Origin of the sequence: Streptomyces sp. GESEQ-4 (assembly GCF_017948455.1) — a bacterium.
Classification (GTDB): domain Bacteria; phylum Actinomycetota; class Actinomycetes; order Streptomycetales; family Streptomycetaceae; genus Streptomyces.
In genome coordinates this window covers 193,361-205,537 of record NZ_JAFFSU010000008.1, presented here as the reverse complement: position 1 = coordinate 205,537, position 12,177 = coordinate 193,361, and the positions used below count along the sequence as shown (strand labels likewise).

The window sequence follows — 12,177 nt, the reverse complement described above, 5'->3', positions numbered from 1 at the left end:
TCGCTGTGACCGAGGAGGTGCCCATGCACTTACGAGGGTTGAGCACAAGAAGAAGACGGGTCTGGGCGGCCACTGTGACCGCCGGCGTCGTCGCCGCCGGACTCATGTCGGGTCCCGCCGCGAACGCGCGTCCCGACCCGGGATCACCCTTGACAACGATGTCCATCAAGTCGCCGCCGGGCGGCGCGAATGCACGGGTGCTGGTCTTCTACGGCTCCGCGGCGGCCGGGGAGGAGTCGCCGGTCGTGAACGCCGGGATCGAGGCCATCGAGAAGATCGGCCTGTCCGGACCGGAGAACCAGCGCTTCAAGGTGGTGGCCTCGGACGACGCCTCGGTCTTCACCGACGAGACCCGGCTGGGCCGTTTCAACGCGATCGTGTTCCTGACCGGTGGCGGCGATGTCCTCGACCCGGAGCAGGAGGCGGGCCTGGAGGCCTACATGGAGGCGGGCGGCGGTTTCGTCGGCGTCCATGACGCGGCACGTGCGGAGCCGTACTCGGACTGGTTCACGGGTCTGGTGGGCGCCCGCCCGGCGGCCTCCAGCCCAACGGCCGTACAGCGGGCGACGGTTGAGGTCGGCGACCGGCAGCACCCGGCCACCAAGGATCTGCCGGTTCAGTGGAAGCGGCCGGACCAGTGGTTCAACTGGGTGAAGAACCCGTCCGGCGAGGTGCACACGGTCGCGCGGGTGCGCGAGTCGACGTACCAGCCGGGATCCACCGCCAACGGCTGGGACCACCCGGTGAGTTGGTGCCGTGACTACGACGGCGGACGCTCCTTCTACACCGGCATGGGCGGCACGGTGTCGTCGTACGACGAGACGGACTTCCGCGCCCATCTGCGCGGCGCGCTGCTGTGGACCACCCGCCTCGCGCAGGCCGACTGCAAGGCGACGATCAACGCCAACTACAAGGCGGAGCGCCTGACCCAGCCCAACCAGCCCGGTCAGAACGACCAGATCGGCGAGCCGCACGGCCTGGTCACCGCGCCCGACGGACGCGTGCTCTACATCGGCCGGGGCGGCGCCGACTCCTCCCAGCCGGTGATCACCGACTGGAACAACCCGGACATCGGCAAGGGCAAGGGCGAGATCCACGTCTACGACCCGAAGACCAAGAAGGTCACCCTGGCGGGCGCGCTCAGCGTCTTCGGCAACAAGGGCGGCGGCGACGAGCTGACCAAGGTCGAGGAGGGGCTGCTCGGGATCGAGCTGGACCCGCGCTTCGAGCAGAACGGCTGGGTGTATCTGCACTACACGCCGCACTCGCAGATCAACCGCGACACGCGGATGGCCGAGCGGTACGTCTCCCGCTTCACGCTCGACCTCGCCACCAACAAGCTGGACCTGAGCAGTGAGAAGGTGCTGCTCAAGTGGCCGGTGCAGATCCACAGTTGCTGTCACTCGGGCGGCGGGATGTCCTGGGACTCGAAGGGCAACCTGTACGTCGCGACGGGCGACAACAACTCCAGCGGCTTCAGCGGCGGTTACTCGGGCAACAACCCGCAGCCCAACTACAAGGGCGTCTCCTTCGCCGACGCGCGCCGCACCGCCGGCAACACCAACAACCTCAACGGCAAAATCCTGCGCATCCACCCGGAGCCCGACGGGACGTACACGCTCCCCGAGGGCAACCTGTTCACCGGCAAGGAGACCGACGAGGGCGGCGGGAAGACGCGCGGCGAGATCTATGTGATGGGGGTCAGGAACCCGGCCCGCATCTTCGTCGACCAGAAGACCGACATCCTCTACGCGGGCTGGGTCGGCCCGGACGCTTCGGCGCCCTCCACGACCTGGGGCCCGGCGAAGTACGACACGTTCGCCGTCATCACCAAGGCGAGCAACCGGGGCTGGCCGTACTGCATGGGCAACAAGCAGCCCTACCGCGACCGCAATCTGCCCGACCCGTCGCAACCGCTGGGCTGGTACGACTGCGACAAGCCGAAGAACGAGTCGCCGAACAACGACGGCCTGGTCAACCTGCCGCCGGTCACCGGCAACAACATCTGGTACTCGCCCCAGGGCGGCGCCCCGGACTTCCCGCGCGACGCGAACGGCATCCCCTCGTACAAGCAGGAGGAGGCCAAGTACCTGCTGCCGTGGCTCAAGGGCGGCGGGCAGGCCGCGATGAACGGGCCGGTCTACCGGTACGACGCCCAGAGCGCGAGCGCGACGAAATGGCCCTCCTACTGGGACGGCAAGTGGTTCGTCGGCGACTTCTACGACGCCGACCAGCCGCGCAACGCCGTCATCACCGACCCGAAGACCCACGGTGACGGCGGTCTGCCGATCCACTCGGAGTCACTGAAGAAGATCGTGCCGATCGGCAACGACGGCATCAAGAACCTCATGGACTGGAAGTTCGGTCCGGACGGAGCCATGTACGCCCTCGACTACGGCCGCGGCTTCTTCACCTCGGACGCCAAGTCGGCGCTGTGGCGGGTCACGTACACGGGCGGCGGGCCGACCCCGGCCGCCGGCCAGTTGGCGAAGGGAGCGCAGTGAGACACCGACGAAGAATCCTGACGGCCTTGTTGGCCGCGCTCCTGGTGATCCTGGGGCTGCAGAGCCTGCCCGCCGCAGGGCAATCGGAGCCTCAGGCGGCCGCCGCCCAGACCCTCACCTGGACCGCGGGCAACGACATCGACAAGTACACGTCCGCCCCGGCGACAGCCGAGGCGGGCACGACGACGATCGTCTTCGAGAACAGCGTGGCGACCGGCAACACGACCGGCATGCCGCACACTCTGACGTTCGACGTCTCCGACCCGGAGTACAACAACGACGTCCCGCTGAACATCCTCGCCAACCCGAACGACGACCAGGGCGGCAAGCACACCGCCGAAGTCACGCTCACCCCTGGCCGCTACCGCTACTACTGCACGATCCCGGGACACGGCCAGATGCAGGGCATCCTCGTGGTGACCGAGGGCACCGGCGAGGACACCACCCCGCCGCAGACCTCGGCCCAGGTGACCGGGACGCAGAACTCGCAGGGCCAGTACGTCGGTTCGGCGAGCGTGGCGGTCAACGCCACCGACGAGGACGGCGGCTCCGGCGTGGACCGCGTCGAGTACGCGATCGGTGACACGGGCGCCTGGCAGCCGTACACCACCCCGGTCGTCGTCGACCAGGTCGGCAGCCACAAGGTCCGCTATCGCGCCCTGGACAAGGCGGGGAACGTGGCGGCCGAGAAGAGCGTGCAGTTCACCGTCGTGGCGCCACCGACGGACGACAAGACACCGCCGGAGACCTCGGCGACGGTGACCGGCGAGCAGAACGCGGACGGTGCCTATATCGACATGGCGACCGTCACCGTGTCCGCTTCCGACACCGGTTCCGGGGTCAACACCATCGAGTACGCGGTCGGCGACGGCGCCTGGCAGCCGTACACCGCCCCCGTGATGGTGCACGCGGTCGGCACGCACACCGTGCGCTACCGCGCCACCGACAAGGCGGGCAACGCGGCCGCCGAGAAGAGCGTGCAGTTCACGGTCGTCTCGGCGCCCCCGCAGGACACCACCCCGCCCGTCACCGGCGTGAGCGTCGACGGCACGCGGAACTCCGCCGGGGCGTATGTGAACAACGCCAAGGTCACCGTCAGCGCGACCGACCACGGCGGCGAGGTCGTGAGCATCGAGTACTCGCTCGACGGCGGCCCCTACCTGGCCTACACCGCACCCGTGATCGTCGACCGCGTGGGTCCGCACACCGTGGCCTACCGGGCGAGCGACAAGGCGGGCAACACCTCCGAGCCACGGACGGTGAGCTTCACGGTGGCGGCCGGCGGAGGAGTCCCCGCGCCCAACTGCCCCGAGTACGACGAGCGGTTGACGGTCCTCGTCGGCACGGTCGACTCGGGTGTACCGAACCGCGTCACCAACAACCGGTGCCGCATCAACGAGTTGATCGAGGACGAGAAGGAGTGGACGTCCCACGCGCTGTTCCTGAAGCACGTACGGACGGTCCTGACCACGCTCCTCGACGCAGGCGTCGTCGATCAGCGGGAGCACAACAGGATCCTGAAGGCCGCGCGTGAGTCCGGGATCGGCAAGCCCGGTCAGACCGAGGGCTACCGCACGATCTTCGACGGCACGGCAGGCTCCTTCGCCAAGTGGGCGCAGGTGGGCGGCGGTTCGTTCGGGCTCAACCCCGACGGATCGATGACCAGCGGCACCACGAAGGCGGGCCTGGGCATGCTGTGGTTCCCGGAGCGCAAGTACGGCGACTTCTCGCTCCGGCTCCAGTGGCGGGACGACGCGCCCGGCACGGGCAACGCCAACTCCGGTGTGTTCGTGCGGTTCCCGTACATCCATGACCATCCGGAGGAGCCACGGCCGGAGTGGGCCGCGATCAAGTTCGGGCACGAGGTGCAGGTCTTCGACAGTCCCAGTGGGGACATGTACAAGACCGGGTCGGTCTACGGCTTCGACCGGGTGGGGCTCGCCGGTGCGGGCGTCACCCAGAAGGGCACGTGGAACGACTACGAGATCCGCGTGGTCGACCAGCACTACTCGGTCTACCGCAACGGCGTGCTGATCAACGAGTTCGACAACATCGGCGGCCAGGACTTCACCCCGCCCCGCTCGGACGACCCGGGCACGGACGGGCGCAGGTTCGCCTCCGGCTACGTCGGGCTCCAGGTGCACGGCACGACGGATGTGGTCTCGTACCGGGACATCCGGATCAAGGAGCTGTAGGTATCAAGGAGCGGTAGGTATCAACGAGCTCTAGGTATCAGGGAGCTGTAGGCTCCGGCGGCGCCTCCTCAGGGGGCGCCGCCTTCTTCTTGGCCCGGCTCGGCTGCACACGCGTCGGCTCGCCCGGCATCTTCGGATACTCGGGCGGGTACGGCAGATCGCCGAGCCCGTGGTCGTGTTCGTCCTTGGCGGCCAGGTCCAGCAGGGCCTCCAGGGAGTACCGGTGGTCGTCCATGTCCGCGTGGACGTCGCCCACTTCGGCGAAGCGCACCGGCATCGTCGCCAGGTCGAAGTCCCGGGGGTGCGCCACGCCGACCTCGTCCCAGCGCAGGGGCGCCGAGACAGGGGCGTGCGGGCGGGGTCGTACGGAATAGGCGGAGGCGATGGTGCGGTCCCGGGCGGTCTGGTTGTAGTCCACGAAGATCTTCTGGCCCCGCTCCTCCTTCCACCACTTGATGGTCACGTGGTCCGGCATCCGGCGTTCCAGCTCGCGCCCCACGGCGATCGCGGCGCGGCGGACCTGGGTGAAGGTCCAGCGGGGTTCGATGGGCACGAAGACATGCAGGCCGCGTCCGCCGGAGGTCTTGGGGAAGCCGCGCAGGCCGCCGAACTCGTCCAGGAGCGCTCGTAGTTCATGGGCGGCGCGGACGGCGTCGTCGAAGTCGGTGCCGGGCTGCGGGTCGAGGTCGATACGGAGTTCGTCGGGATGGTCGACATCCTCGCGGCGCACCGGCCAGGGGTGGAAGGTCAGGGTGCCGAACTGGGCGGCCCACAGGACGGCGGCCTCCTCCGTGGGGCACATCTCGTCGGCGCTGCGACCGCTGGGGAAGGTGATGTGGGCGGTGGGGATCCAGTCGGGCATGTTCTTCGGGGCCCGCTTCTGGAAGAAGTTCTCGCCGGTGACGCCGTCCGGGTAGCGCTCCAGGGTGGTGGGCCGGTCGCGCAGGGCGCGCAGGATGCCGGGGCCGACGGCGATGTAGTACCGGGCGAGGTCCAGCTTGGTGAAACCGCGCTCCGGAAAGAAGATCTTGCCCGGGCTGGACAGCCGTACCGTCCGGCCGCCCGCCTCCAGTTGCACCGCTTCACCCATGCGAGCCACGGTAGGCCCAACACCCGTCCCTCGCACACCGGGCGTTCACGGCTTCACACGCGCAGAATCAGAGCATGGACCTCCCTGTGATGCCACCCGTGAAGCCGATGCTCGCCAAGCCGGTCGCGAAGATCCCGCCGGACATGCACTACGAGGCGAAGTGGGACGGCTTCCGCGCGATCGCGTTCCGCGACGGGGCCGACGTGGAGCTCGGCAGCCGCACCGGCAAGCCGCTGACCAGGTACTTTCCGGAGCTGGTGGTGGCGTTGCGGGAGAGGCTGCCGAAGCGCTGTGTCGTGGACGGCGAGATCGTGATCGCTCGTGAGGGGCGCCTCGATTTCGACGCGCTGACCGAGCGCATCCACCCGGCGGACTCCCGGGTGCGGATGCTCGCCGAGAAGACCCCGGCCTCCTTCGTCGCCTTCGACCTGCTGGCCCTGGACGACGAGTCCCTGCTGGACGTCCCGCTGAGCGACCGCCGGGCCCTGCTGACCAGGGCGCTGGACGGGGTGACGGCACCCGTGCACCTGGCGCCGGCGACGACCGACATCGAGGTGGCGCGGCAGTGGTTCGACCAGTACGAGGGGGCCGGCCTCGACGGCGTCATCGCCAAGCCGCTCGGAGTGCACTACCTCCAGGACGAGCGCGCGATGTTCAAGATCAAGCATGAGCGCACGGCGGACGTCGTCGTCGCGGGCTACCGCCTCCACAAGAGCGGCCCGATCGTGGGCTCGCTGCTGCTCGGCCTCTACGACGATCAGGGCACCCTCCAGCACGTGGGCGTCTCCGCCGCCTTCTCGATGAAGCGCCGGGCCGAACTCGTCGAGGAACTGGAGCCGTTGCGGATGGACGATGTCGCCGGGCACCCCTGGGCGGCCTGGGCCGAGGAGGCGGCGCACGAGTCGGCGCGGCTGCCCGGAGCGCCCAGCCGCTGGTCCGGCAAGAAGGACCTGTCCTGGGTGCCGCTGCGGCCGGAGCGGGTCGTCGAGGTGGCGTACGACCACATGGAGAACGGGGCCCGCTTCCGGCACACGGCCCGGTTCCGCCGCTGGCGCCCGGACCGGGATCCGCAGAGCTGCACCTACGCACAGTTGGAGGAGCCGGTGAGCTATGACCTGGCGGAGATCTTCGGCCCATGAGGCTACGTAATAGCCCGATCAGGACCGATCAGGATCGATCAGGTATGGCTATTAATCGGCCTGTACGTGCACAATCGTTGACACGAGACAGGTGGCAACGGTGGGCATGGGACGCAGGGCGCGCACGCGACGCGCCACGACGGGGGTGGCGCTCCTGGCCGCCCTGATGACGCTCTCCCTGGCGGCCGGCTGCACCTCGTCGGGCGACGACGGGCGTGGACCGGGCCGGGAACCGGGCGAGCGGCCGTCGCAGAGCCGGGCGGCCGAGGGCTCGGTGCTCGCCGTGAAGATCGACAACGCCCGCTCGGCCCGCCCCCACACAGGGCTCGACTCCGCGGACATCGTGTACGTCGAGCAGGTCGAGGGCGGCCTGAGCAGGCTGATGGCGGTGTACGCGACCAAGCTGCCGCCCGTGATCGGCCCGGTACGCAGCGCCCGCGAGTCCGATCTGGAGCTGCTGCGCCAGTTCGACCGGCCCACGCTCGCCTTCTCGGGGGCCCAGCGCAGACTGCTCCCGCTGATCGACGAGGAGCCGGTGAACGCCCAGCCGCCCGGCAAGGCGTCCGACGCCTACTACCGGGGCACGTCCACACCCGCCCCGCACAACCTCTACCTGCGGCCCGCCCGGCTGATCCCCTCCGCGCCCGGCGCGGACGCGCTGACGACCGGATTCCGCTACGGCACCGCACCCTCGGGCGGCACGCCCGAGACCTCCCTGACCGTTCGCTACCCGGCCGCCCGGTTCACCTTCACCTGGTCCGAGAGCCGCGACCGCTGGCTGGTCTCGATGGACGGTTCTCCGACGGTGACCACCGACGGAGCGCGGTTGGCGCCGGCGACGGTCGTGGTCCAGTACGTGAAGGTGCGCGAGTCCGACTTCCACGACTCCCTCGGCAACACGACGCCGTACACCGAGACGGTCGGCGAGGGCAGGGCGGAGGTGCTGCGCGACGGCAAGGTCTTCGACGCCGACTGGAAGCGCGCGGACGCCACCGACGGCACGGAATTCACCGCCGGGAACGGCATGCCGGTCGCCTTCGCCGAGGGCCAGGTGTGGGTGGTCTTCGCGCCCTCGTAGAGACCGTCCTCGTAGAGACGCCGCTACCCCGCCTTCGACGCCGTAAGAGGTTCCGTCGGATTGCGGAGCCCCTCCGCCGCGTCCGAGACACGGCGGATGAGGTCGAAGAAGACGGTCTGTTCCTCGGCGGAGAGCGGGGCCAGGAAGACCTGGTTCATCCGGGCGGTACGGACCGTGAGCTTGCGGTGGATCCGGGTACCCTCGTCCGTCAGCCGCAGCAGGAAGCGGCGGCCGTCCTGCGGGTCACGCACCTTGTCGAGCAGACCCCGGCGGCCGAGCCGGCTGATCACCTCGGCGATGGTCGACCGGTCGAGCCCCACGCGCTCCCCCACCGTGCGCTGGTCGAGGCCCGGCTCGGCGACGAGCGCGTTGAGGACGGCGAACTGCGGTGACGTGATCTCCTCGGAGACCATGGTGTTCCACAGCAGGTAGTGAGCCTGCTGGAGGCGCCGGGCCAGGTGCCCGGGGTGGGTGGTGAGGTCCACCGCGGCCATGTGTGCTCCCGAGTCGTATTGGTTGGTGCACTGAAGACGGTTGGTGCACTGAAGACCAGTGAGTATTGACGCCAGACTCCCATAGTGGCAGCTTGAGAGAAAGTTCGCTGAAATACTCAGTGCGCTGAGCAAGTGGAAGGCTGCGCGGATGGACAAGGTGGTCGCCACGGCCCTGGAGGCGGTGGCCGATGTGCCGGACGGCGCGACCCTCGCGGTCGGCGGATTCGGGCTGAGCGGTGTGCCGAACGTACTGATCCAGGCGCTGTACGAGCGGGGCGTGAGCGGTCTGGGCGTCGTGTCCAACAACTGCGGGGCGATGGAGTCCGGTCTCGCCGTGCTGCTCGCCGCGGGCCGGATCGCCCGGGTGACCGGCTCCTACATCGGGGCGAACAAGGAGTTCGCGCGGCAGTACCTGGCCGGTGAGCTGGAAGTCGAGCTGATCCCGCAGGGCACCCTCGCCGAGCGGCTGCGGGCCGGCGGCGCCGGCATCCCCGCCTTCTACACCCCCGCCGGTGTCGGAACCCTGGTCTCCGATGGCGGACTGCCCTGGCGCTACGACGGCTCCGGCGGCGTCGCTCTGGCCTCCCCGGCGAAGGAGGTTCGGGAGTTCGACGGCACGGAGTACGTGCTGGAGCGCGGCATCCGCACCGACTTCGCGCTGGTGCGGGCGGCGAAGGGCGACCGGCACGGGAACCTGGTCTTCAACAAGTCCTCGCGGAACTTCAACCCCCTCGCGGCGATGGCCGGCCGGGTGACGATCGCCGAGGTCGAGGAACTCGTCGAGCCCGGCGAGATCGACCCGGACGCGGTGCATCTGCCCGGCATCTTCGTGCGGCGGGTCCTCGCCCTCACCCCGGAGCAGGCGGCGGACAAGAAGATCGAGCAGCGGACGGTGAGCAGCTGATGGCCTGGACCCGGCAACAGATGGCCGCCCGCGCCGCGTGCGAACTTCAGGACGGCCAGTACGTCAATCTCGGCATCGGCCTGCCGACCCTGATCCCGAACTACCTCCCGGCGGGCGTGGAGGTGATCCTGGAGTCGGAGAACGGCATCCTGGGCACCGGCCCCTACCCCACCGAGGACCAGGTCGACCCCGACCTGATCAACGCGGGCAAGGAGACCGTCACGGTCCTGCCGGGCGCGTCCTACTTCGACTCGGCGCTGTCCTTCTCGATGATCCGCGGCGGCCACATCGACGTCGCGGTGCTCGGCGCCATGCAGGTCTCCGCCCGCGGGGACCTCGCGAACTGGGCCATCCCCGGCAAGATGATCACCGGGATCGGCGGCGCGATGGACCTCGTGCACGGCGCCCGCACGGTGATCGTGGTGATGACGCACACCGCCAAGGACGACTCCCCGAAGATCCTGGAGGAGTGCGCGCTGCCGCTCACCGGGAAGGCGTGTGTGAACCGGATCATCACCGACCTCGGTGTGCTGGAAGTGACCGACGACGGCCTGGTGCTCGTCGAGACGGCGCCCGGTGTGAGCGTCGACGAGATCACCGGCAAGACCGACGCGAAGCTGACCGTAGCGGAGGGCCTGAAGTGAAGTCCGCAGTGAAGTCCGCAGTGAGGGACGTCTACATCATCGACGCGGTGCGTACGCCGATCGGCCGCTACAACGGCGGTCTGGCGAGCGTGCGCCCGGACGACCTGGGCGCCCACGCCATCCGCGAACTCCTCGCCCGTACACCGCAGTTGGATCCGTCGCGGATCGAGGACGTCTACTTCGGCAACGCCAACGGCGCGGGTGAGGAGAACCGCAACGTCGGCCGCATGGCCGCGCTGCTGGCCGGACTGCCGACGTCCGTGCCGGGCGTCACCGTGAACCGGCTGTGCGCGTCGGGTCTGGAAGCCGTGATCCAGGCGGCCCGCGCGATCGCCCTCGGGGACGCGTCCATCGCCGTGGCCGGTGGTGTGGAGTCGATGACCCGTGCGCCGTATGTGCTGCCGAAGTCCGACAAGCCGTTCCCGGCCGGGCACGCCGAGCTGTACTCCACGACCCTCGGCTGGCGGATGGTCAACCCGAAGATGGAGCCACAGTGGACTGTTCCGCTGGGCGAGAGTGCCGAGCTGATCGCCGAGAAGCACAAGATCAGTCGTGAGCAGCAGGACGAGTTCGCGTTGGCCTCCCATCAGAAGGCCGCGCGCGCCCAGCAGGCGGGGCTGTTCGACGCCGAGCTGGCCCCGGTGCCGGTCCCGCAGCGCAAGGGCGACCCGATCGTCTTCGGCGCCGACGAATGCGTCCGCGCGGACGCCTCTCCGGCCGCGATGGCGAAGCTGAAGCCGTCCTTCCGCACCTCCGAGGGCACGGTCACCGCAGGCAACGCGTCCCCGCTCAACGACGGTGCGGCGGCGCTGCTGCTTGTGGACGAGGAGGGGCTGAAGGCGACGGGGCGCGAGCCGCTTGCACGGGTCTCCGCGAGCGGCGTCAACGCGGTCGACCCTCACTATTTCGGGCTTGCCCCCGTCGAAGCGGTGACGCGTGCGCTGGCCAAGGCGGGCAGGGGGTTTGATGATCTGTCGGTGCTGGAGCTGAACGAAGCGTTCGCCGCGCAGGTGTTGGGGTGTGTTGCCGAGTGGCCCGAGTTCGATCCGGGGATCCTCAATCCGCAAGGTGGGGCGATTGCGCTGGGGCATCCGCTGGGTGCGTCCGGGGCGCGGCTTGCGGGGACCGTGGCCCATCAGCTTGCCCGTGCGGGAAGTGGGGTTGGTGTCGCGACCCTTTGTATCGGTGTGGGGCAGGGTCTTGCCCTCGTCCTCGAACGGTAGGGGGTCCTCTGGTTGTTCGGAGGCTGCGGGCCCGTTGTGGCTGGTCGCGCAGTTCCCCGCGCCCCTAACGGGGCGTTGTGCCGCCCCCTGTTTTCACGTGACCGTCAGGAAGCTCAAGGAACTCCCCCATGACACTCACCCAGCACGACATCGACCAAGAAATCGCCGCCGAGCACGCCGCCTATGAAAAGCGTGTCGCCGACGGGGCTCCCGTCGAGCATCAGCCGCGCCGTGACTATGCCCCGTACCGGTCCTCGGTTCTCCGGCACCCGAAGCAGCCGCCGGTCGCCATCGATGTGTCTCAGGATCCGGAGCTGGTGGAGTTGGCCTCCCCGGCCTTCGGGGAGCGGGACATCACTGAGATCGACCATGACCTGACCCGGCAGCACAACGGGGAGCCGATCGGTGAGCGGATCACTGTGTCCGGGCGGTTGCTGGACCGGGACGGGCGGCCGATTCGGGGGCAGCTGATCGAGATCTGGCAGGCCAACTCGGCGGGCCGGTACGCGCATCAGCGTGAGCAGCACGACGCGCCGCTGGATCCGAACTTCACGGGTGTGGGGCGCACGCTGTCCGACGACGGCGGGTTCTACTCGTTCACCACCATCCAGCCGGGCCCGTACCCGTGGCGCCAGCACCTCAACGCCTGGCGGCCGGCGCACATCCACTTCTCGATCTTCGGGTCGGCGTTCACGCAGCGGTTGGTGACGCAGATGTACTTCCCGAGCGATCCGTTGTTCCCGTACGACCCGATCATCCAGTCGGTGACGGACGACGCGGCCCGGCAGCGGCTGGTGGCGACGTACGACCACAGCCTGTCGGTGCCGGAGTTCTCGATGGGCTACCACTGGGACATCGTGCTCGACGGACCGAACGCCACCTGGATCGAAGAGGGACGCTGACCCA

At 69.1% G+C, this 12,177-nt stretch carries 10 protein-coding genes; 8 read left to right on the top strand and 2 right to left on the bottom strand.

Annotated features, from left to right (window positions below):
* Positions 1–23 precede the first annotated feature (23 nt).
* Both KCH48_RS18120 and KCH48_RS18115 read left to right on the top strand, forming a co-directional pair.
* On the top strand, positions 24–2,504 hold the full coding sequence (locus KCH48_RS18120; RefSeq protein ID WP_210575320.1) for a ThuA domain-containing protein: 2,481 nt from the start codon (positions 24–26) through the stop codon (positions 2,502–2,504).
* 14 nt (positions 2,505–2,518) lie between these two features.
* A complete protein-coding gene (locus KCH48_RS18115; protein ID WP_374104691.1) occupies positions 2,519–4,699 on the top strand; it encodes an OmpL47-type beta-barrel domain-containing protein in 2,181 nt (726 codons plus the stop codon).
* A 37-nt stretch (positions 4,700–4,736) separates the two neighbouring features.
* Here the strand turns inward: KCH48_RS18115 and ligD are convergent, their stop codons facing one another.
* Positions 4,737–5,789 (bottom strand): non-homologous end-joining DNA ligase, encoded by a 1,053-nt coding sequence (gene ligD / locus KCH48_RS18110; protein WP_210575318.1) that lies wholly within the window; start codon positions 5,787–5,789, stop codon positions 4,737–4,739.
* Positions 5,790–5,863: 74 nt separating this feature from the next.
* On the opposite strand from ligD, the gene KCH48_RS18105 reads away from it, so the two are divergent.
* Together KCH48_RS18105 and KCH48_RS18100 are read left to right on the top strand one after the other, a co-directional pair.
* Positions 5,864–6,928 carry an ATP-dependent DNA ligase gene (locus KCH48_RS18105; protein ID WP_210575317.1) on the top strand — a complete coding sequence of 355 codons (1,065 nt, stop codon included), beginning with the start codon at positions 5,864–5,866 and terminating at the stop codon, positions 6,926–6,928.
* A gap of 106 nt (positions 6,929–7,034) precedes the next feature.
* Entirely contained in the window at positions 7,035–8,006 is a 972-nt protein-coding gene (locus tag KCH48_RS18100; protein WP_210575316.1) for a DUF3048 domain-containing protein, read from the top strand.
* A 23-nt stretch (positions 8,007–8,029) separates the two neighbouring features.
* Here the strand turns inward: KCH48_RS18100 and KCH48_RS18095 are convergent, their stop codons facing one another.
* Positions 8,030–8,500, bottom strand: a complete 471-nt coding sequence (locus KCH48_RS18095) for a MarR family winged helix-turn-helix transcriptional regulator (protein WP_210575315.1) — start codon at positions 8,498–8,500, stop codon at positions 8,030–8,032.
* A 148-nt stretch (positions 8,501–8,648) separates the two neighbouring features.
* Here KCH48_RS18095 and KCH48_RS18090 point away from each other — a divergent pair, with 148 nt between their 5' ends.
* The 4 genes from KCH48_RS18090 to pcaH all read left to right on the top strand — a co-directional run bounded on the left by KCH48_RS18090 (position 8,649) and on the right by pcaH (position 12,173).
* Positions 8,649–9,404: a CoA transferase subunit A gene (locus KCH48_RS18090; RefSeq protein WP_210575314.1), complete on the top strand. Its 756-nt coding sequence runs from the start codon at positions 8,649–8,651 to the stop codon at positions 9,402–9,404.
* Positions 9,404–10,048 carry a CoA transferase subunit B gene (locus KCH48_RS18085; RefSeq protein ID WP_210575313.1) on the top strand — a complete coding sequence of 215 codons (645 nt, stop codon included), beginning with the start codon at positions 9,404–9,406 and terminating at the stop codon, positions 10,046–10,048. The genes KCH48_RS18090 and KCH48_RS18085 overlap by 1 nt, the downstream gene beginning before the upstream one ends.
* Before the next feature lie 20 nt (positions 10,049–10,068).
* Positions 10,069–11,271 (top strand): acetyl-CoA C-acyltransferase, encoded by a 1,203-nt coding sequence (locus KCH48_RS18080; protein ID WP_210575518.1) that lies wholly within the window; start codon positions 10,069–10,071, stop codon positions 11,269–11,271.
* Positions 11,272–11,399: 128 nt separating this feature from the next.
* Positions 11,400–12,173, top strand: coding sequence for a protocatechuate 3,4-dioxygenase subunit beta (gene pcaH, locus KCH48_RS18075; RefSeq protein ID WP_210575312.1), 774 nt, complete (start codon positions 11,400–11,402; stop codon positions 12,171–12,173).
* The last annotated feature ends 4 nt before the right edge of the window (positions 12,174–12,177 follow it).

Coding starts and splice junctions, on each gene's coding strand:
- KCH48_RS18105 (WP_210575317.1), top strand. CDS start 5,864: ATGGACCTCCCTGTGATGCCACCCGTGAAGCCGATGCTCGCCAAGCCG.
- pcaH (WP_210575312.1), top strand. CDS start 11,400: ATGACACTCACCCAGCACGACATCGACCAAGAAATCGCCGCCGAGCAC.
- KCH48_RS18085 (WP_210575313.1), top strand. CDS start 9,404: ATGGCCTGGACCCGGCAACAGATGGCCGCCCGCGCCGCGTGCGAACTT.
- KCH48_RS18090 (WP_210575314.1), top strand. CDS start 8,649: ATGGACAAGGTGGTCGCCACGGCCCTGGAGGCGGTGGCCGATGTGCCG.
- KCH48_RS18095 (WP_210575315.1), bottom strand. CDS start 8,500: ATGGCCGCGGTGGACCTCACCACCCACCCCGGGCACCTGGCCCGGCGC.
- ligD (WP_210575318.1), bottom strand. CDS start 5,789: ATGGGTGAAGCGGTGCAACTGGAGGCGGGCGGCCGGACGGTACGGCTG.
- KCH48_RS18120 (WP_210575320.1), top strand. CDS start 24: ATGCACTTACGAGGGTTGAGCACAAGAAGAAGACGGGTCTGGGCGGCC.
- KCH48_RS18100 (WP_210575316.1), top strand. CDS start 7,035: ATGGGACGCAGGGCGCGCACGCGACGCGCCACGACGGGGGTGGCGCTC.